Genomic DNA, 20,264 nt, shown 5'->3' with positions numbered 1-20,264 from the left:
GGAAAATCACCATTGCGGCGAAGGAGGAGATTCTGATTACCTGCAAAGGGGCGTATATCAAACTGGCGAACGGGGAGGTTGAGATTGGGAGTCCGAAGCTGGTTAGGGTGAAGGCGCCGATGGAGGTGAGTGGGGCAGAAGAAATCAATATCCCGTTACCGACAACACCGCTACATCGATATGCTCGGCAGTTTGTCTTACAGGATGAATGGACAGGCGAGGTTTTGGCAGGAGTACTGTATAAGATATATAGAGGGAAAGAACTTTTGTTAAAAGGAAGGTCGGATAAAAATGGACTGACCAAATTCGTAACCACTGAAAATATGGAAGAAATCCGTATTGAAATTGAAACCAGGGAGTAAATCATGGCAGACAAAATAGAAACACATGGTACATATATGACAGTTACAACGGAAGAAGCAACTACCGTATTAATAAATTCGCCGGGAAAACCTTTTCCGGTAAGACTTCCTCCCAAATCAAGAAAATTAACTTCAGGAGAAATCGCTTTGGCACGACTTATCTTCAAAGAGTCGATTCCTTATGAAAAAGTTAGGATTGTAAGGGGAGGGTTGCTGGGTATACCTGACAATTCAAGAAATGCAATGACTCCATTTGGCGAAATTCACTTGCCGATTAAAGTTTATGATGTGATTAAAGATTTTTCTGGTCCTTTGACAAACAAAGAGGATAATCAACGATGGTTTATTCATGAAATGACACACATTTGGCAATATTTTGCAATGGATTTAAGTGTAGCCTGTAGAGGGGTGCGATTGGCATCAATTGGAGGATATACTGAAAGAGATACATCAGGACGTTTAATGGCTTATGCATATGACTTATTAGGCATAGATAGAGGTAAAGAGTTTAAGGATTTCAATATTGAACAACAGGCAGATATCGTGTGCCATTGTTACTTAGTTAAATATCATGCGAACTATGTATCTCAAGAACCACAATTACGGAATTTGATCAGTCAACAATCACGTAGAGAATATGTTTTGAGAGATTTTTTGAGAAACCCTTTAGATAGAAAATTAAAATCTGAAGAATGGACAACGAAAATACATCATCAGAGAGAGAAAGAAAATAATAGAATTTGGTATGAGGCGATGACTAAAGTTCGTACTTTTTAAAATAAAATTATTTATAGAAGATTTTTATGAGAAGAAGTAAATTTTTATTTATTTATTATGTCATATTGAGTTTAAACGCATACGGATTTTCTCATATGCCTTATCCTGACGGAGATGTGAATGTTATTATAAAAAATAATAAATCTTGTGTCTATATTGATGCTAATGGTTTAACGGGTAGTTATATGTTAAGGATTGGTTATGTTGACGAAAATACCGGAAATTCAGAATATTGGCGTTATTTAAGTTCATTCGAAAAACAATATCCTGTAAAGGAAAAATGTATTTTTGCGGATGAGTCAAACTTTCCAAATATAAATTTTAGGAATAATGTAAGTTATAGTTTTACTCTAAAGGCAGCTTCAGTACCTAGAGATGATAGGTATATTCCTAATAATTTTGATGGATTTAGCAGTACGTATTGCTTAAAAAATACTAATGGAAAATTTGAGGTTCAAGATTTTGATTTTTCAAAGAATAGGTGTGTAGATAAAGTTGAAATATTATCTTCTTCTGATACAAAACAACGGATAAGCTGGTTAGATTCGTTATTTAGATGGTTTATGGACTTATGGAAGTAAGTAAATTTCGTAGTTAAGGATCAACAAGTGTAGGTTGATCATGATTCCTACATTTTAGATCGTTCAATAACTTTTTTAGAGGCAACTTAATCTATATTTGCATGGAGATGGATAAACGAACGGGGCAGGATGATTAAAGCCTGGACGCAAAAGTAGTTGATGCAGCCCTTGAAACCCTAAAAAAGGCGACCGACTGGACGATAGAGGAAATTAAAAAGATAGGCTGGATGCAGGTCATCGCTGTCGGTACGTCGTGGTTCTGGTTATTGTCATCGGCGTGGTGGTCACGTTTTTTACCGCTGGGACGGGTACAGTTCCGTACACCGCTTCGGTTAAGGTTTTTTTGACTTCTATTAGGAGTAGGTACGGCGGCAGTCGGTGCGGCTGCCATGTAAACGAACAGGCCGAAAATTTTAATAACTTATGTTATTGTAAAGGTCTCTATCTGAGACCTTTGCTTCGTATCCGTTACAATATCTGTTTTAAACCCTGCCTACCCGTTCCATGAAAACTCTGTTTCGCTCGTTTCCTGCTACTGTTTTGCTTGCGCTGTTGCCTTTGGGTTTCTTGGTGGTGATGGTGGTTGCGCCATTGGTGGCGATGGCGGCTTATGACGGGTCGGCTTGGTCGTTGGTATTGGCCGATGATTATATGCAGCATCGCTTGGTTTGGACGGTGGTTCAGGCGGCGGTCACTTGTGTGCTGGTTTTGCTGCTTGGGATTCCGGTGGGGTGGTCGTTGGCGAGGTTGTCGTTTCGCGGGCGTGAGGTGATTTTGCGGCTTTTGATGTTGCCGTTTGTGATGCCGACTTTGGTGGTCGGGGTCGGCGTGTTGGCTTTGTTCGGGGCAAACGGTGTGTTGTGGGCGGGCTGGCAGGATACGCCGTATTTGTTGCTTTACGGCAATGTGTTTTTCAACTTGCCTGTGTTGGTGCGCGCGGCGTATCAGGGATTTTTGCAGGTGCCGCAGGCGAGGCTGCAGTCGGCGCAGACACTGGGTGCGGGGGCTTGGCAGCGGTTTCGCTTTGTGGAATGGCCGGTGTTGCGCCCTTGGTTGGCGGGCGGGGCTTGTCTGGTGTTTTTGTATTGTTTTTCGGGTTTCGGACTGGCTTTGTTGCTGGGTGGCAGCCGTTATACGACGGTTGAGGTGGAGATTTATCAGTTGGTGATGTATGAGCTGGATATGGCTCAGGCATCAGTTTTGGTGTGGATGGTGTTGGGCGTGACGGCATTGGCGGGGCTGCTGTATGCGTATTTGAGCCGGCAAACGGCTTCTGATAAGGCGGTTCGTGCTTTGCTGCCTCATCGTCCGCAATCTTTCGGCGAACGTGTTTTGCTGGGTTTTTCTTTAATGGTGTTGCTGCTGTGTTGCCTGTTGCCTTTGGCAGCGGTGGTTTTTCTGGCGGCGTCGGCAGGCGGGTCTTGGGGCGTGTTGTTGGAACAGGAAACCTTGGCTGCGGGATGGAATACGCTGCGGTTTTCAGGGATGGCGGTTTTGACGGCGGTTGTACTGGGTGTGATGTATGCGGCGGTTGCGCGACGGGTGGCGTGGGTGCGCGGTTTGGTGTTTTTGCCGTTTATGGTTTCGCCTGTCTGCATTGCCGCCGGTATATTGCTGCTTTATCCGCAATGGACGGCATCGCTGCCTTTGTTGGTTGCCACTTATGCGCTGTTGGCGTATCCGTTTGTGGCAAAAGATGTGTTGGCGGCTTGGGACGATTTGCCTGAAGATTATGTATCCGCCGCGCGCGGTATGGGTGCAAATGCTTTTCAGACGACCTTGTATGTGACCGCTCCGTTATTGAAACCTGCTTTGCGACGCGGTTTGACTTTGGCTGCGGCAACCTGTATCGGAGAGTTTGCCGCCACGCTGTTTTTGTCGCGCCCCGAATGGCAGACGCTGACCACTTTAATTTATTCCTATCTGGGTAGGGCAGGGGAGGACAATTATGCGCGGGCAATGGTGTTGACGACGGTTTTGATGCTGCTGTCGCTGATGGTGTTTTTGCTGTTGGACGAACGTGAAAAGACTTGATGCCTGCTTTGGGGTGTGTAGCACATTGTAGTAGGCTGATGCGGTATTACCTTGTTTTGATTAAAAGTTAACCCACCATGATGCTCAGAGAGGTCGTCTGAAAATATTTCAGACGACCTCAAATCCATTTAGATTGTCAGCAATTCCATTCAAAAATATAGTGGATTAACTTTAAACCAGTACGGCGTTACCTCGCCTTGCCGTACTATCTGTACTGTCTGCGGCTTCGTCGCCTTGTCCTGATTTAAATTTAATCCACTATAAAAAGATACGCGGCGAAACCATTCTCCGACATTTTTATTTTCATTCGCTATCCTTTACAATACCTCCCTTTACCTTTCATTCCAGCTTCCTTATGAACGAACACGTTTCCGTCCCATCCCCCGTCGGCGAAGACTACCTGCTATTAGGTCAGTACGCCGAACGCGCCTATCTCGAATACGCCATGAGCGTGGTCAAAGGCCGCGCGCTGCCTGAAGTTTCAGACGGCCAGAAGCCCGTGCAGCGGCGCATTTTGTTTGCCATGCGCGATATGGGTTTGACGGCGGGGGCGAAGCCGGTGAAATCGGCGCGCGTGGTCGGTGAGATTTTGGGTAAATACCACCCGCACGGCGACAGTTCCGCCTATGAAGCGATGGTACGCATGGCGCAGGATTTTACCTTACGCTATCCCTTAATCGACGGCATCGGCAACTTCGGTTCGCGCGACGGCGACGGGGCGGCGGCGATGCGTTACACCGAAGCGCGCCTCACGCCGATTGCGGAATTGCTGTTGTCCGAAATCAATCAGGGGACGGTGGATTTCGTGCCGAACTACGACGGCGCGTTTGACGAACCGCTGCACCTGCCCGCCCGCCTGCCTATGGTGCTGCTCAACGGTGCGTCGGGCATCGCGGTGGGTATGGCGACTGAAATTCCGTCGCACAATTTGAACGAAGTCACGCAGGCAGCGATTGCGCTGTTGAAGAAGCCGACGCTGGAAACCGCCGACCTGATGCAGTACATTCCCGCGCCTGATTTTGCCGGCGGCGGTCAAATCATCACGCCGGCGGACGAATTGCGCCGGATTTACGAAACCGGCAAGGGCAGCGTGCGCGTGCGTGCACGTTACGAAATCGAGAAGCTGGCGCGCGGACAATGGCGCGTGATTGTGACCGAGCTGCCGCCGAACGCCAATTCCGCCAAAATCCTTGCCGAAATCGAAGAACAAACCAACCCGAAACCGAAAGCGGGTAAAAAGCAGCTCAACCAAGACCAGCTCAATACCAAAAAGCTGATGCTGGATTTAATCGACCGCGTGCGCGACGAGTCAGACGGCGAGCATCCCGTACGCCTTGTGTTCGAACCAAAATCCAGCCGCATCGATACCGATACCTTCATCAACACGCTGATGGCGCAGACTTCGCTGGAAGGCAATGTGTCCATGAACTTGGTGATGATGGGGCTGGACAACCGCCCTGCGCAGAAAAACCTGAAAACGATTTTGCAGGAATGGCTGGATTTCCGCGTCGTGACCGTAACACGTCGTCTGAAATTCCGTTTGAACCAAGTGGAAAAACGGCTGCATATCCTTGAAGGTCGTCTGAAAGTCTTTCTGCACATCGACGAAGTGATTAAAGTTATCCGCGAGTCAGACGATCCGAAAGCCGATTTGATGGCGGTGTTCGGGCTGACCGAAATCCAAGCCGAAGACATTTTGGAAATCCGCCTGCGCCAGTTGGCGCGTTTGGAAGGTTTCAAACTCGAAAAAGAATTGAACGAATTGCGCGAAGAACAAGGTCGTCTGAATATTCTTTTGGGCGACGAAAACGAAAAACGCAAGCTGATTATCAAAGAGATGCAGGCGGACATGAAGCAGTTCGGCGACGCGCGCCGCACGCTGGTGGAAGAAGCCGGACGCGCCGTGCTGACGCAAACCACCGCCGACGAACCCATCACGCTGATTCTGTCGGAAAAAGGCTGGATACGCAGCCGAGCCGGACATAATCTCGATTTGAGCCAAACCGCGTTCAAAGAAGGCGACCGCCTCAAACAAACCCTTGAAGGCCGTACCGTTTTACCCGTCGTCATTCTCGACTCATTGGGTAGAACCTACACGCTCGATGCCGCCGAAATCCCCGGCGGGCGCGGCGACGGCGTGCCGGTTTCATCGTTAATCGAGCTGCAAAACGGCGCGAAGCCCGTCGCCATGCTCACCGGGCAGCCCGAACAGCACTACCTGCTCTCAGGCAGCGGCGGCTACGGCTTCATCGCCAAGCTGGGCGATATGGTCGGACGCGTAAAAGCGGGCAAAGTGGTGATGACCGTGGACAGCGGCGAAACCGTCCTGCCGCCGATTGCGGTTTATGCCTCTTCTCTCATCAATCCCGACTGCAAAGTCGTACTGGCCAGCAGCGACCACCGCCTCTTGGCGTTTTCCATCGGCGAACTCAAAGTCATGCCCAAAGGGCGCGGTTTGCAGTTGATGTCGCTGACCGACGGCGCGTCTTTGGAACACGTTCTTGTGACCACAGCTGCGGAATTCATCGTCGAAACCGTCGGCAAGCGCGGCGCGGCGCATCAGGAAAAATTGCGTATTTGCGACATCGACGGCAAGCGCGGCAAAAAAGGGAAGGTTTTGGACGTATCAGGTCGTCTGAAAACCTTGTCCGCTGCCTCCGCATAAACAACAAAAAGGCGCGGTAACACATTGAAAACCTAGAAAACACGGTCGTTTTATGTTATGCTGAAAAAATTAAAAAAATATTTACGACCGTCTGCGGAAATATCGCAGAACGATTTCAAAACAGGTACTAATAATGATAAAAATAAACAAAAAGGGTTGCGGATATGAGTAAATCCGGCTTTCAGGAACTGGGAAACCTGAGCGAGCGGATACCCGGTTTAATCAATATCGCCCGTATTGCCATCGTGCTGCCGCTGTTGGTCATGCATGCTTTCGGCGTTTACAGTAATGGCACCCATATCGGCATGTCATTCCCTCCCGTCGAATTTTACAGCTGGGCAGCGCTGTATTCCTTCCTCATCTTGTTATCCGTCGCCCGTCCGGACTGGCAATGGCAGACTTTGGATTTGCCCAATGCCAGCGCAGTCGTCGATATTTCGATGATGATGATACTGGTGTATATCGCCGGCGGAGTCGATTCGGGCTTTGGCATCCTTGTTCTTCCTTTCGTTGCGACGTCCTGTCTCCTCAGCTACGGGCATTACCCCATGCTGTACGCAGGCTACGCGTCCATGCTGTTTTTCTTCAATCTGCTGCTCGACGGCAGCATCCGCCTGCATCCGTTTGATTGGGATACGCAGCCTCTGATTACTACGGTCCTGCTTAGCGGTGCGTGTTACCTTGTCGCCATGCTGACTTCGTTCGCCGCCCGCTATCTGGAACAAGCAACCGAATCCGCCAGCCGCCATCAGCTTGCCTACCGCCGTATCAGCGGGTTGAACCGCCTCGTTCTCAACCGTGTGCAGGAAGCCGTTATCGTCATCGACAGCACCCAGCGCGTTTGGCTTTTCAACAAACAGGCAAAAACTTATTTCCCCGGTTTGGTAGTTGACCAGCAAGAAGTTGTGTTCGGCGAATTGGTGACACGTTGGCAATATCATCCCGACAAACCGTTTGAAACCGATATCCACATCTTCCAACACGCCATGCATGTCCGTGCCGTCCCCCTGATTCAGGAACAGACGGAGCTGCTTATGTTATATGTCCGTTCGCTGCGCGAAGTTGCAGCGGAAGCCATGTCCACCAAGCTTACCTCGCTCGGACAGCTTACTGCGAACCTTGCCCACGAAATCCGCAATCCGATGTCCGCCATCCGTCACGCCAGCGATTTGCTGCAAGAAAGTGATGATGATGTCGAACCCGATCCCGTTAAAGCCAAGCTTTGCGGCATCATCGACAGCAACATCCAGCGCATCGACAAAATGTTGGAAGACATCTCCCTGCTCAACAAACGCGACAACATCAGCCGCGAGCCGATTAACCTGATGAAATTCTGGCTCGACTTCAAACAAGAGTTCACGCTTAACAATTCTGAAGCCATCGGCTGCCTGCGCATGAACATGGACGGCAACAACCTTACCGTCCTCGCTGATGTGATGCACATCCAACAAATCATGTGGAACCTCTGCAATAACGCATGGAGGCACAGCCGTCAGGACGAAAACGCGATTACCGTCCTGATCCGCCCCAGCGGCAGGATGCACATTTCCATCGTCGTTGCCGATAACGGCAAAGGCATTTCGCCCGAAGTCCGCAACCATCTCTTTGAGCCGTTCTACACCACGGAAAAACAAGGTACGGGATTGGGATTGTACGTTGCCCGCGAACTGGCGCACGCCAATATGGGCCAACTCCATTACCACCCCGAAATGAACGGATTCGAACTGATTTTACCGAGAGAACACAATGAGTAAGCTGCAAGACCCAGTATTGGTCGTCGACGACGAGGCCGACATCCGTGACTTGATGGAAATGACGCTGATGAAGATGGGACTGCGCGTGCAGACCGCCGTCGGCGTAGAAGATGCCAAAGACAAGCTCGACAACAACGACTATTCCCTCGTCTTGACCGATATGCGGATGCCCGACGGCTCCGGTCTCGAAGTCGTCCAATACATAGACGAACTCATGCTCGACACCCCTGTCGCCGTCATTACCGCCTTCGGTAATGCCGACCAGGCGGTCGAAGCCCTTAATGCGGGCGCGTTCGACTACCTGCAAAAGCCGATTACTCTTTCACAACTGCGCTCGCTGGTTAAATCCGCCGTTTCTGTTTCCAACAGCACGGACGAAATTACACAACCGCCGATAGAAAAACCGTCTGCGCCCGTCGCTGCCGCATTCAATAAACCGAAAACGCCCCCCAAACCGCCCAAGCGCGATTTGAGCGGCTCCGTTACCGTTCCTGAAGGCCTGCGTTCCATGAAAGAACGCTTCGCCACCGGCGAAATCGCCATGCGTGCGAACGAAGACGTGCCGGAATTGGGCGGCGAAGAAGATATGCCGCGGCTGCTCGGTAGTTCGCCCCAAATGGTCGAGGTCCGCCACCTGATCCGTCGCCTCGCCCGCAGCGGCGTGCCCGTTTATATTTCCGGCGAATCGGGTACCGGTAAAGAGCAGGCGGCGCGCACCATCCACGAATTGTCCGATCGCGCCGACAAGCCCTTTATCGCGGTGAACTGCGGCGCGATTCCTGAAAACCTGATGGAAAGCGAATTCTTCGGCTACAAAAAAGGCAGCTTTACCGGCGCCGACCAAGACCGTCTCGGCTTCTTCCAACACGCCGACGGCGGCACGCTGTTCCTCGACGAAGTTGCCGACTTGCCGCTTGCCATGCAGGTCAAACTCCTGCGCGCCATCCAAGAAAAAGCCGTGCGCCGCATCGGTGATGCCCGCGAAACCTTCGTCGATGTCCGCATCATCTGCGCCACCCACAAAAACCTCGAAGCCCTTGTTGACAGCGGCGCATTCCGTCAAGACTTATATTACCGCCTCAACGTCGTTACCCTGCACATGCCGCCCCTGCGCGAAATGCGTGAAGACTTGGGCGCGCTGATTTTGTACCTGCTCTACAAACACCGCCACGGTACGCAAACCTACAAACTCAGCCCCAAAGCGCAAGAAGCCCTGCTGCATTACAGCTATCCCGGCAACTTCCGCGAACTTGAAAACATCCTTGAGCGCGCCGTCGCACTGACTGTCGGACAAGTTATCCAGCTAGACGACCTGCAAATCCAAAATACGCCGACGCCGAAAAACGACCATCCAAGCCTTGCCCTTGACGACCTCGACGACTCCGAAACACGAAAAGGCGAAACTTTGGATCACCAGCCACTTCCGCCGTTTGACCCGCGCACCATGCAGATTCAAGACTACCTTGACCAAATCGAGCGCGGCATTATCGAACAAGCGTTGCAGCAAACCCGTTACAACCGCACTCAGGCTGCCAAGCTTTTGGGTATCAGCTTCCGCTCCATGCGCTACCGTATGGAACGTTTGGACATTAATTAAGTCGGTGCTTTGCCGTTGTCTGCACGTTTAGGAAGCAAGACCCGAATATGTGCTTCAAATCTCAAACCGCGTATCTGCGATTCAGTCGGATACGCGGTTTTTGATGTTTATGATGCGCAGAGGTCGTCTGAAAATTTTCAGACGACCTCTTTGTTTCAGGCGTTTTGTGGATAAATGCCGGTATAGTGGATTAACTTTAAACCAGTACGGCGTTGCCTCGCCTTGCCGTACTATCTGTACTGTCTGCGGCTTCGTCGCCTTGTCCTGATTTAAATTTAATCCACTATAAATAAAATGATGGCGACAATCACACTTGTAATATTGTGTTGTAAAGCCGTCAGTCCGACGCTTTACCTACCGCCGTCCATATCCGAGCAAACTATCAAAAAAATGCCGAAATCTTTATAATTCGGCACATATCCTATTTTTCAGACGACCTATCTCCGATAGCGCATCCTTTTGTGGATTAATTGTGGATAAGTTTGTCCTGACCCCTTTCCAGGAATACCTTATGATCCGTTTCGAACAAGTTTCCAAAACCTATCCCGGCGGTTTTGAAGCCCTGAAAAACGTCAGCTTCCAAATCAAAAAAGGCGAAATGATATTTATCGCCGGCCATTCCGGCTCCGGCAAGTCCACCATCCTCAAGCTGATTTCCGGTATTACCAAGCCCAGCAAAGGTAAGGTGTGGTTCAACAACCAAGACTTGGGCGAATTGAGCGACAACCAAATCGGTTTCATGCGCCAGCATATCGGCATCGTGTTCCAAGACCACAAAATCCTCTATGACCGCAACGTCCTGCAAAACGTCATCCTGCCGCTGCGGATTATCGGTTATCAACCGCGCAAAGCCGAAGAGCGCGCCCGCATCGCCATTGAAAAAGTCGGCTTAAAAGGCCGAGAATTGGACGATCCCGTAACCCTTTCAGGCGGCGAACAGCAACGCTTGTGTATCGCCCGCGCCGTCGTCCACCAACCCAGCCTCCTGATTGCCGACGAACCCTCCGCCAACCTCGACCGCGCCTACGCGCTCGACATCATGGAATTGTTCAAAACCTTCCACGAAGCAGGAACCACCGTTATCGTCGCTGCCCATGACGAAACCCTCATGGCAGACTACGGCCACCGCATCCTGCGCCTCTCGAAAGGACGACTCGCATGAGCATCATCCACTACGTCTCGCTGCATGTCGAATCCGCGCGTACTGCGCTCAAACAACTCCTGCGCCAACCCGTCGGCACGCTGCTCACCCTCCTGATGCTTGCCGTCGCCATGACCCTGCCGCTTTTCATGTATTTGGGCATCCAAAGCGGACAAAGCGTTTTAGGCAAGCTCAACGAGTCGCCGCAAATTACCCTCTATATGGAAACCGACGCTTCCAAAGCCGACAGCGATACCGTCCGCAACCTGTTGGAACGCGATGCCCGCCTCAACAAAATCCGTTTCATCAGCAAGCAGGAAGGCTTGGAAGAGCTGCAATCCAACCTCGACCAAAACCTCGTTTCCATGCTCGACGGCAACCCCTTGCCCGACGCATTTATCGTAACGCCCGACCCCGCTACACCGCCCGCACAAATGCAGGCGATTTATCAGGATATGGTCAAGCTGCCCATGGTCGAATCCGCCACCATGGATACTGAGTGGGTGCAAACGCTGTATCAAATCAACGAGTTCATCCGAAAAATTTTATGGTTTCTTTCACTGACGCTGGGTATGGCGTTCGTCCTGGTCGCGCACAACACCATCCGTCTGCAAATCCTCAGCCGCAAAGAAGAAATCGAAATCACCAAGCTGCTCGGTGCGCCCGCATCGTTTATCCGCCGCCCATTCCTCTACCAAGCCATGTGGCAGAGCATCTTCTCCGCCGCCGTCAGCTTGGGACTGTGCGGCTGGCTGCTCTCCGCCGTTCGTCCGTTGGTCGATGCCATCTTCAAACCCTACGGGCTCAACATCGGCTGGCGTTTCTTCCATTTCAGCGAAGTTTCGCTGGTGTTCGGCTTCGTCATCGCACTAGGCGTCTTCGGTGCATGGCTTGCCACCACGCAGCATCTGCTGGGCTTTAGGGCAAAGAAATAAAAACATTGGATTGAAGCAAAGGCAAAAGGTCGTCTGAAACTCTAAAACAAGGTTGAACTGGCCCCCAAATCTTGGACACCCGATAAAAGCCTATTCAGACGCTCTGTGTAAGCTGGGTTCTGTATGCGACAGGACTCAGCTTTTTCAATTTCAAACTGCAACGTTCCCAGTTGTAGTAATCCATATAATCATCTATCTGTTTCATCAATTCATCCACCGTCAATTCCCCTGCACGATAGAAACACTCTGTCTTCAACACCGCAAAGAAGCTTTCCATCGGCGCATTGTCCCAACAATTCGCCTTACGCGACATGCTTTGAACCATGGAATGTTGGGCAAGCAATTCCCTATATCCCGCCGTACGGTACAGCACACCTTGGTCGGAATGCAGCATCGTTCCCTTATCAGTCAGACGGGGTGCAGCTTTTTCGAGCATTTCCTTCACCATTTCGCTGTTAGCATTGCGGCTCATGGCGTAGGCGACGATCTCGCGGTTGAACAGGTCCAATATCGGCGAGAGGTACAGTTTGCCGTCGCTCCCTTTGAGTTCGGTCACGTCGGTCAGCCATTTTTCGTTGGGTTTTTCGGCTTTGAACCGGCGTTTGAGGAGGTGTTCCGATATTTCGCCCATGGCGGGATGGCGGTAGGCTTTTTTCGCCCGTATTTTGGCTTTCAGCCCCATCTGTTTCATCAACCGCGCTGCTTTTTTGCGGTTCCAACCCAATGCTGCGGCAATGCGCCTTTGCCCGTAGCGTCCTTTATGCCGCCGGTAGGTTTCGACGAGGAGGGCTTTGTCGGCTGCGTCGGGGTCGGGTCGGTCTTGGTGGTGGTAGTAAAAGCTGCTTTTGGCAGGTGTGCGATGTGCAGCAGGTATTTGAGCGGGTGTTGCGCCCTCAGTGTTTGGACGGTTTGGCTTTGTCCTTTTCGGTCCGCTTTTGGCTGAGGGCTTTTAACTCCTTTAGGTAGGCGGCCTCTGCGCGCATATAGCACAACTCTTCGATAAGTTCTGCCTGTGTTTTTTCTTGGTCGGGTTTGTCGGCGATGAAGGGGTTTTTGCGGTGGTCGGTCATGGTTTTGGATTGGGGATGTTCGAGTGCGCCGATGCCGCCTTCCTGATAGGCGCGTATCCATCGCCGCAGGCGGGTTCGGGAGATGCCGTAGTGATCTGCAGTACGCTGTTGGCTGCGTATATGCAGGTAGTGGAGTACGGCTTGGTATTTGAAGTGTAATGTATATTTGGTCATAAAAAAACTGCACCTTGTGAGTTGGAGGGGATGTGTCCAACTTTTGGGGTGCAGTTCAGGTTTCAGACGACCTTTGATTGGCTGCCGTTTATCGTGTAAGGAAATAATATGCAGGGGAATCTACTGCCACTCGACTATGACCTGAGTTTGAGCAAATTCTTGAGAAGGATGGCGCAGATACTGTTCATCTTATCCTTGTGCTTACCTGCCGTGAATGGAGATATGGGTTTGCAAATTTGGTCGGCAGGCTTATTTTTCCTTTGGCATCCGGTAGGTTGGCCTACATTTGCCAATGTAATTTTTATTGTTTTATATATCAGATTGAATGATGAGAAAGAGATCTTGCCTTTGTTACCCTGTTTAATGTTAACCCTGATGATACCGGGGTCGATATTTGGGTTATCTGGTGTATTTGGCTGGGGATATGTGGTTTGGGTGATGTCGGGTATGCTTTTATGTGCAGATTGGTTATGTAGCCTTATGCCGCACAAACAGCGCCTGATTGTCAGGTTGGCAATCATGGTTTGTCTGATATGGGCTGTCGGCTTAATAGGGCTTGGGCAGTATCAGCAAAACTCAAACGATAAGGGTGCCTTTGGAGATCATTTTAGTGTGTTTTACAATCCGTTAGGTCATCTATAAGCTTTGTATCAACAGTGAAAAGCCAAATCCGGTTGTAACCATCTTTAAAGACTCTTTGAGATTGGACGGTTTACGATGGGGTTTTGAGTAACGTTGATGGGTCGATTTTTGATTTAAACTCTTTAAAATCATCATAGTGCTATAACTTATTTTGTCGTATGGATTTTGATTGGGTAATGTTTTACTGAAGTGTAACGATAAAGTGCTTGACAGTTTTTTCAAGAGTCTGTCGTTGTCAGATGCCATCTTCAAACCCTACGGACTCAATATCGGCTGGCGTTTCTTCCATTTCAGCGAAGTTTCGCTGGTATTCGGCTTCGTCATCGCCTTAGGTGTCTTTGGCGCATGGCTTGCCACCACGCAACATCTGTTGGGCTTTAGAGCCAAGAAATAAAAACATTGGATTGAAGCAAAGGCAAAAGGTCGTCTGAAACTCTAAAACTAGGTTTCAGACGACATTTGATTGGCTGCCGTTTATCGTGTAAGGAAATAATATGCCGGGCAAGCTACTGCCACTCGACTATCACATAGGTTTAAGAAAATCCTTAAGAAGGATGGCGATAATGCTGTTCTTCTTATCCTTGTGCTTGCCTGCCGTAAAAGGAGCGCTAGGTTTAGAAATATGGATGACAGGTTTGATTGTTTTTTGGCATCCGGCAAGCTGGCCTACATTTGCTAATGTAATTTTTATTGTTTTATATTTCAGATTGAATGATGAGAAAGAGACCTTACCTTGGTTACCCTGTTTAATGTTAATCCTGATGATACCGGGGTCGATATTTATGTTGCCTGGTGTATTTGGTTGGGGGTACGTGGTTTGGGTGATGTCAGGTATGCTTCTATGTGCGGATTGGTTATGTAGCCTTATGCCGCACAAACAGCGCCTGATTGTCAGGTTGGCAATCATGATTTGTCTGATATGGGCTGTCGGCTTAATAGGGCTTGGGCAGTATCAGCAAAACTCAAACGATCAGGATATCTTTGAGAATCTATATTTCAGTGTGTTTTACAATCCGTTAGGTGTGATGAGAGGATCTTTTTATCAATAGTGAAAAGCCCAAAAACCGCTTGCAATCATGTTTAAAGGCTCTTTGAGATTGGACGGTTTACGATGGGATTTTGAGTAACGTTGATGGGTCGAATTTTGGTTTGAGCTTTTTAAAATCATAAGGTTGTTGGAATTGATTTTACCGTTGCGAATTTGAATGGTTAATGAATTGCTCAAATTCGGCGACAAATAGCTTGACAGTTTTTTCAAGTATCTGTATAGTTCTATTTTCTGACGCGGGATGGAGCAGCATGGTAGCTCGTCGGGCTCATAACCCGAAGGTCGTAGGTTCGAATCCTGCTCCCGCAACCAAATTTTCAAACCCTCGGTTCTGCCGAGGGTTTTTTCTTGGTCTGATGACTGGGGTAAGTGAATCCCTATACCTTAAGAAGGTCGTCTGAAAACTTGATGTTCGGGTTTTCAGATGACCTTTGTTTTCAATCATTTTCGTGGACAAAGTCCACGCTACGAAACCACGGCGCAAATGTTGCCAAAAAACTTTGTAGCGTGGGCTTTGCCCACGAATCACTAAACATTTCAGACGACCTTTCCTACACCTTCCCGCATCGGCAATATCTGGCTTCACTTCTGTCCGCTTTGTTCCACCTGCCGTTTGAAGCGTGTGCCTGCGGCATGGTAGAAGGGGCGGGGGGAGAATTGGCGGGAGACTTGTGAGGCGAAGATGCAGGCGATGAGCAGCCAGAAGAGGAGGTTTTGTCCGCCGGTCATTTCCATCACGACGACGGCGGAGGTGAGCGGGGATTGGGTGGCGCCGGCGAGGAAGGCTGCCATGCAGATTAGAACGAGGACGTGGGTGCCTTGGGTGAGTCCGGTGAGGATGGCGATGTGTTCGCCCAAGACTGCGCCTATGGTGAGGGAAGGGGTGAAGATGCCGCCGGGCGTACCTGTCCAGTAGGTCAGGACGGTGGAGAACCATTTGGCGACGGCGAGTCCGGCGGGGGCTTCGTGGATGCCGCGCAGGGCTTGGGCGGCTTCGTGGTAGCCTGTGCCGTAGGTTTTGCCTTGGTAAAGCGTGCCGATGGCGGCGAGCAGGATGCCGATGAGGGCGGCGGTAATCAGGGGATGGCGGCGGATGTGTTCGCGCCATTTGGCGGGGGCGAAGGCGGTGGCGCCGAGATACAGGGTGCGCCCGAACAGTCCGCCTGCGATGCCGCACGCGAGTCCGCAGCCCAATACCCAGCCGAGCATATTGTCGAGTGCGCCGCCGCTGAAGCCTGAGAAATAGGGGTTGTTGCCTTGGATGGCGACTTGGATGAAACCGGCGGCGAGGACACCGAGCAGGATTTGCCGCTCCCAACGCAGCATGACTTCGCGCCCGAGTTCTTCGATGGCGAAAATCACGCCTGCCAGCGGGGCGTTGAACGCGGCGGCAAGCCCGCCTGCCGCGCCTGCGGCGATAAGGTCGTTTTCCTGCATACCGCGGAATGCGAAGCCGTGTTTTTTGCACCATGCGCCCCACGCGCTCATGACTGCCGCGCCGACTTGGACGGACGGCCCTTCACGTCCGACGGATGCGCCTGCAAACATAGCGAGGAAAGTCAGCGGGATTTTAAGGAGGGTTTCGCGCAAGCGGATCAGGCGGGTTTTGTTGGCGCCGTAGGGCAGGGCGAGGCTGGCGAGCACTTGCGGGATGCCGCTGCCAGAGGTGTAGGGGGCGAAACGGCGGGTAATCCAGACGATGAGCGGCAACCCGAAGGGCAGGGCGACCCAGGCAAACCAAGGATATTTTTGCACCAGCTCTGCATTCGTTTCTAACGCGAAATCCGCCATCCAGGCAAACAGGAGGGCGGTCAGTGCGACCAGCGCCGAACCTGCCAGCAGGAACAGAAAAGCAATGCTTTTGCGCGAAATGCGGCGGGTTTGGCGGATTTTGTGCGTGATGTGGTAGGCGGGCGGTTTGGTCGGCATAGTATGCGGAAGTGTGGAAAAGGTCGTCTGAAAAGGGTTATTGCGGAAGGCGGTTTATCAATGCGCCAAGATAGCCTAAACGAAAGACAGTAAAAATGCCGAAGCGATGCCGACACCCCAGTAAATAGATCGGTGCTGCGTAGGTTTGTCAGTGGTGGCGCGCAGCAGTTTGAAATAGAGTGCGAACGTGGCGGATGAGATGGCGAAAATCAGTAAACAGCCTAAGAGGGAGACAGATGAATAAGAGACGTAGACGATTATTGCAGGTTTCAGTGTGTAAAGCACGCCCGCGCCTACCGCCCATTTCCAGATGGGATAGAGCCTGTCGGGGAAATCCAGTGTCCCCACAGCTTGAAATCTGCCGAATGCCAATATCAAAGCAATGTCAAAAAAGATGGATGCAAAGAGTAACATCATAAAATAATTTCCTTGTGAGTAAGATGTTTTTGTTTTTAAGACGACCTCGGGGTCGTCTGAAATGTTATGGTGCGGCGATATAGAGTAGTGCCGTGCTCATCCGCAACGCCGAAGCGGCTGCCATATCCCAGTAAACACAGTGATGCAGCAGAACAGTATGGGTTTTCGCGGATAAAGCCCGCGTTACGGTTTGCGCTTGGTCTAAAGGTCGTCTGAAACGGTTTCAGACGACCTTTTTTCGTGCTGCCTTAACCTGTATTGCGCAAACCTTGTGCCACGCCGTTGATGGTCAGGTGCACCATCAGGAGGGTGTGCGGGTCGTGCGGGTCTTTGCGCAGGCGTTTGAGCATGGCGACTTGCAGGCCGTTGAGCGCGTTCAGGTACGGAATCCGCAGGGCGAGCGAACGGGCGAGGCTGCGGTTGTCGCGCAAGAGTTCGTCGGTTTGCAAAAGGTCGAGCAGGGCTTTGCGGCTGCGTTGGTATTCTTCCTTAATCATGCCGAAGATGACGGCGGCTTTTTCGGGCGATTCGCTCAAGCCGGCGTAGTTTTCGGCGAGGGTGATGTCGGTTTTCGCCATGACTTGTTCCATATTGGAGAGCATGGCTTGGAAGAAGGGGTTGTGCTGCGCGTGTTCCTGCAGGGCGGCGAGGGTTTCGGGTTTGCCTTCGCACAAGCTTTCCACTGCGCTGCCGAAGCCGTACCACGCGGGCAGCATGAGGCGGTTTTGCATCCATGAGAACACCCACGGTATCGCGCGCAAGTCCTGAATCCGCGCCAAGGTTTTGCGGCTGGCGGGGCGGCTGCCGAGGTTGAGGGTGGCGATTTCCTGTATGGGGCTGGTTTGCAGGAAATAGTCGATGAAGTCGGGGTGGGTAATCAGCTCGCGGTAGTATTTGAACGATACATCCGACAATGCCTGCATGAGCACGGGTTCGGGGTTTTTTTGATCGGGCAGCAGGCTGGCTTCGAGCGTGGCGGCGACGAGGGTTTCGAGGTTGCGCACGGCGTTGCCGGGATCGGCGTATTTGGCGGTGATGACTTCGCCTTGCTCAGTGATACGGATTTGTCCGGCCACACTGCCCGCCGGTTGGGCGAGGATGGCTTGGTAAGACGGGCCGCCGCCGCGACCGACGCTGCCGCCGCGACCGTGGAACAGGCGCATACGGACATCGTATTTTTTGAAGAGTTCGACCAAGCCCAATTCCGCCTGATAGAGGCACCAAGAGCTGGTCACGTAGCCGCCGTCTTTGTTGGAATCGGAATAGCCGAGCATGATTTCTTGAATGTTGTCGCGGCTTTGCAGCAGGTCGCGGTACCATTCGTTGCTGAACATGGTTTCCATGACGGGGCAGGCGTTTTCGAGGGCTTCGATGGTTTCGAAGAGCGGGACGATGTTGATGCGGCTTTGCGGTTTGCCGTTTTCGACCGTCAACAGGCCGCTTTCTTTGAGCAGCAGCGCGAGGGCGAGCAGGTCGCTGGGCTGTTCGCAGTTGGAGATGATGCTTTGGGTAACGGCGTTTTCACCGAATTCGTCTTTGATGTTGCGCGCTTCGTTGAAAATCGCCATTTCGCGGCGGGTGTGTTCGCTGTAAGTGATGAACGGGCTGGACAGCGGCCGCTGGTGTTTCAGCTCGCGCAGCAGGACGGTTTGTTTTTCCGTTTCAGAAAGGCTGCCGTAGTCTTCCAAACCGGCGTGTTTGAAGAGTTCGGCAACGACATCGGCGTGTTTTTCCGCGTGTTGGCGCAAGTCGAGCGGCATCATGTGGAAGCCGAACACGGACACGGAGCGGATCAGGTCGGCGAGCCTGCCTTCGCCCAAAAGCGCGCTGCCGTTGTCGCGCAGGGAACGTTGCAGCTTGTGGAGGTCGTCTGAAAACTCTTGCGCAGAGGCATAAGGCATCATGAAGCCGAATTTGCAACCCATGCCCAAACCGAGCGAGCGGGCTTTGCCCATCACGCGCGCCATAATGTAGGCGATGGCGCGGCGGTACGGCTCTTCGGTGCGGGCGATTTCTTCGTCGGGCGATTCGTCGGACAACGCCATCACGTCGTCGTTGACTTTGACGCGGCGGACGGAAAGCGGCAGCTCGCGGTAGAGTTTGTCGAGTTCGCCTCGGTAAAAACGGAACACCGCGTCGGCATGGCGGCGGAAAGCGAAACGCAAGGTTTCGGCAGATACGAACGGATTGCCGTCGCGGTCGCCGCCTATCCAGCCGCCGATTTTTAAGATGTCGGGCACGTCAACATCAGGATAGGTCGTCTGAAATTCGCGTTCCATGCTGCGATAGAGTTTGGGCAGCGCCTCGAAGAAACTCATCGGGAAGATGGATACGCCGTTGTTGATTTCATCGTTGACGCTGAGTTTGTGGTGGCGCGTTTCGCTGGTTTGCCACAAGCCCAGCAAAATAGTGTCGATTTCGCGACGCAATTCCGCCAGCGCGTCGGCATGGGTGCAGCGTTCGCGGCGGGGCAGGAGGGCGCGGATGCGGCGGTTGAAGTTCAACACGGTTTGGCGTTGCACTTCGGTCGGGTGCGCGGTCAGAACGGCGGTAACATTGGTCGTATTTAATTGTTTTTGAACCGCCTTGCCGCCGATTTTCGCCGCTTTGAGTTTGCGTACCGTTTCCGCCAAGCTGCCTTCCGCGCCGCCGTGTCCCGCCTCTTCGTGGATTTGGCGGCGGCGTTCGTGGTGGACGTCTTCGGCGATGTTCAGAATCTGCGCAAACAGACCGCAGGCAAGTGTCAGGTCGTGGGTTTGCTGTTCGTCCAGTTGCGGCAAAACCTTCTCAATCAAAGCCGCGCTGTCGTCCGAAGTGGACAACAGCTTGACCGTTTCCACCACCAAAGGCGAAGCTTCTTCGTGCAGAAGTTTGTACAAAGACTGTTTTAAAAATTCCGCGTCTGCTGCCAGAGCGGCGTCCTTGGGATTGTTCAGGATATGCAGTTGCATGATTTTCTCTCTTTATTTATTTATCTCAAAAACAAACGTAAAACATTGTATAGCAGGTCGTCTGAAACCGCCATCGGAAAAGGTGTTGCAAAACGCTGAAACTTGATGTAACCCGCGTCCGCACAAGCCGAGCCGTTAATTCCTTAACAAAACCGTCCGTGCATTTCAGTCCGATTATTCTGCCGTT

Annotated in this window: 16 protein-coding genes, 1 tRNA gene and 1 pseudogene; 13 read left to right on the top strand and 5 right to left on the bottom strand. The window is 51.5% G+C overall.

The genetic code is table 11. From position 1 onward, the window contains the following. From AAG834_RS07400 to ftsX, 9 genes are all read left to right on the top strand, one after another. Positions 1-362: DUF2345 domain-containing protein (locus AAG834_RS07400; protein WP_342031738.1), on the top strand; the 362-nt coding region annotated here is incomplete at its 5' end. Positions 363-365: 3 nt separating this feature from the next. After that, positions 366-1,139 (top strand): hypothetical protein, encoded by a 774-nt coding sequence (locus tag AAG834_RS07395; protein WP_342031737.1) that lies wholly within the window; start codon positions 366-368, stop codon positions 1,137-1,139. Between the two features lie 95 nt (positions 1,140-1,234). Further along, entirely contained in the window at positions 1,235-1,720 is a 486-nt protein-coding gene (locus tag AAG834_RS07390; RefSeq protein ID WP_342031736.1) for a hypothetical protein, read from the top strand. Positions 1,721-2,224: 504 nt separating this feature from the next. Continuing rightward, positions 2,225-3,754, top strand: coding sequence for an ABC transporter permease (locus AAG834_RS07385; protein WP_342031735.1), 1,530 nt, complete (start codon positions 2,225-2,227; stop codon positions 3,752-3,754). 355 nt (positions 3,755-4,109) lie between these two features. Continuing rightward, a complete protein-coding gene (gene parC, locus AAG834_RS07375) occupies positions 4,110-6,419 on the top strand; it encodes a DNA topoisomerase IV subunit A (protein WP_342031734.1) in 2,310 nt (769 codons plus the stop codon). 164 nt (positions 6,420-6,583) lie between these two features. Continuing rightward, positions 6,584-8,173: a sensor histidine kinase gene (locus tag AAG834_RS07370; protein WP_342031733.1), complete on the top strand. Its 1,590-nt coding sequence runs from the start codon at positions 6,584-6,586 to the stop codon at positions 8,171-8,173. Next, positions 8,166-9,770, top strand: coding sequence for a sigma-54-dependent transcriptional regulator (locus AAG834_RS07365; RefSeq protein ID WP_342031732.1), 1,605 nt, complete (start codon positions 8,166-8,168; stop codon positions 9,768-9,770). Before AAG834_RS07370 ends, AAG834_RS07365 begins: the two co-directional genes overlap by 8 nt. A gap of 511 nt (positions 9,771-10,281) precedes the next feature. Next, entirely contained in the window at positions 10,282-10,932 is a 651-nt protein-coding gene (gene ftsE, locus AAG834_RS07355; protein WP_003765335.1) for a cell division ATP-binding protein FtsE, read from the top strand. After that, positions 10,929-11,846 (top strand): permease-like cell division protein FtsX, encoded by a 918-nt coding sequence (gene ftsX, locus AAG834_RS07350; protein WP_003765321.1) that lies wholly within the window; start codon positions 10,929-10,931, stop codon positions 11,844-11,846. The genes ftsE and ftsX overlap by 4 nt, the downstream gene beginning before the upstream one ends. A gap of 94 nt (positions 11,847-11,940) precedes the next feature. On the opposite strand, the gene AAG834_RS07345 is transcribed toward ftsX, so the two are convergent. Together AAG834_RS07345 and AAG834_RS07340 are read right to left on the bottom strand one after the other, a co-directional pair. Next, the gene (locus AAG834_RS07345) at positions 11,941-12,720 is read right to left on the bottom strand and encodes an IS3 family transposase (protein ID WP_342031739.1); all 780 of its coding nucleotides are present in this window, start codon (positions 12,718-12,720) and stop codon (positions 11,941-11,943) included. Positions 12,721-12,739: 19 nt separating this feature from the next. Then, positions 12,740-13,090 carry a helix-turn-helix domain-containing protein gene (locus AAG834_RS07340; protein WP_342031731.1) on the bottom strand — a complete coding sequence of 117 codons (351 nt, stop codon included), beginning with the start codon at positions 13,088-13,090 and terminating at the stop codon, positions 12,740-12,742. Between the two features lie 222 nt (positions 13,091-13,312). On the opposite strand from AAG834_RS07340, the gene AAG834_RS07335 reads away from it, so the two are divergent. From AAG834_RS07335 to AAG834_RS07320, 4 genes and pseudogenes are all read left to right on the top strand, one after another. Further along, the gene (locus tag AAG834_RS07335; protein WP_342031730.1) at positions 13,313-13,732 is read left to right on the top strand and encodes a hypothetical protein; all 420 of its coding nucleotides are present in this window, start codon (positions 13,313-13,315) and stop codon (positions 13,730-13,732) included. A gap of 232 nt (positions 13,733-13,964) precedes the next feature. Then, positions 13,965-14,126: pseudogene (locus AAG834_RS07330) on the top strand (permease-like cell division protein FtsX); the annotation flags it as partial. A 100-nt stretch (positions 14,127-14,226) separates the two neighbouring features. After that, positions 14,227-14,781: a hypothetical protein gene (locus AAG834_RS07325; RefSeq protein ID WP_070512698.1), complete on the top strand. Its 555-nt coding sequence runs from the start codon at positions 14,227-14,229 to the stop codon at positions 14,779-14,781. 234 nt (positions 14,782-15,015) lie between these two features. Next, positions 15,016-15,092: transfer RNA gene (locus tag AAG834_RS07320), tRNA-Met, on the top strand. Between the two features lie 270 nt (positions 15,093-15,362). On the opposite strand, the gene AAG834_RS07315 is transcribed toward AAG834_RS07320, so the two are convergent. The 3 genes from AAG834_RS07315 to ppc all read right to left on the bottom strand — a co-directional run bounded on the left by AAG834_RS07315 (position 15,363) and on the right by ppc (position 20,077). Next, positions 15,363-16,709: a chloride channel protein gene (locus AAG834_RS07315; RefSeq protein WP_342031729.1), complete on the bottom strand. Its 1,347-nt coding sequence runs from the start codon at positions 16,707-16,709 to the stop codon at positions 15,363-15,365. Between the two features lie 75 nt (positions 16,710-16,784). Beyond that, entirely contained in the window at positions 16,785-17,126 is a 342-nt protein-coding gene (locus tag AAG834_RS07310; RefSeq protein ID WP_342031728.1) for a hypothetical protein, read from the bottom strand. Between the two features lie 248 nt (positions 17,127-17,374). Next, entirely contained in the window at positions 17,375-20,077 is a 2,703-nt protein-coding gene (gene ppc, locus AAG834_RS07305) for a phosphoenolpyruvate carboxylase (protein ID WP_342031727.1), read from the bottom strand. Positions 20,078-20,264 lie beyond the last annotated feature (187 nt).

It is taken from the genome of Neisseria sp. Marseille-Q2251, from assembly GCF_940793045.1.
GTDB lineage: Bacteria > Pseudomonadota > Gammaproteobacteria > Burkholderiales > Neisseriaceae > Neisseria.
Note: the sequence above shows the minus strand (reverse complement) of the source record. Positions and strands in the feature narration are given on the sequence as shown.

Bases quoted from the DNA above. Each gene is read 5' to 3' on its own strand.
- AAG834_RS07365 (WP_342031732.1), top strand. From the start codon at position 8,166: ATGAGTAAGCTGCAAGACCCAGTATTGGTCGTCGACGACGAGGCCGAC.
- parC (WP_342031734.1), top strand. From the start codon at position 4,110: ATGAACGAACACGTTTCCGTCCCATCCCCCGTCGGCGAAGACTACCTG.
- AAG834_RS07370 (WP_342031733.1), top strand. From the start codon at position 6,584: ATGAGTAAATCCGGCTTTCAGGAACTGGGAAACCTGAGCGAGCGGATA.
- AAG834_RS07325 (WP_070512698.1), top strand. From the start codon at position 14,227: ATGCCGGGCAAGCTACTGCCACTCGACTATCACATAGGTTTAAGAAAA.
- AAG834_RS07315 (WP_342031729.1), bottom strand. From the start codon at position 16,709: ATGCCGACCAAACCGCCCGCCTACCACATCACGCACAAAATCCGCCAA.
- ftsE (WP_003765335.1), top strand. From the start codon at position 10,282: ATGATCCGTTTCGAACAAGTTTCCAAAACCTATCCCGGCGGTTTTGAA.
- AAG834_RS07335 (WP_342031730.1), top strand. From the start codon at position 13,313: ATGGGTTTGCAAATTTGGTCGGCAGGCTTATTTTTCCTTTGGCATCCG.
- AAG834_RS07385 (WP_342031735.1), top strand. From the start codon at position 2,225: ATGAAAACTCTGTTTCGCTCGTTTCCTGCTACTGTTTTGCTTGCGCTG.
- ftsX (WP_003765321.1), top strand. From the start codon at position 10,929: ATGAGCATCATCCACTACGTCTCGCTGCATGTCGAATCCGCGCGTACT.
- AAG834_RS07340 (WP_342031731.1), bottom strand. From the start codon at position 13,090: ATGACCAAATATACATTACACTTCAAATACCAAGCCGTACTCCACTAC.
- AAG834_RS07310 (WP_342031728.1), bottom strand. From the start codon at position 17,126: ATGATGTTACTCTTTGCATCCATCTTTTTTGACATTGCTTTGATATTG.
- ppc (WP_342031727.1), bottom strand. From the start codon at position 20,077: ATGCAACTGCATATCCTGAACAATCCCAAGGACGCCGCTCTGGCAGCA.
- AAG834_RS07390 (WP_342031736.1), top strand. From the start codon at position 1,235: ATGCCTTATCCTGACGGAGATGTGAATGTTATTATAAAAAATAATAAA.
- AAG834_RS07395 (WP_342031737.1), top strand. From the start codon at position 366: ATGGCAGACAAAATAGAAACACATGGTACATATATGACAGTTACAACG.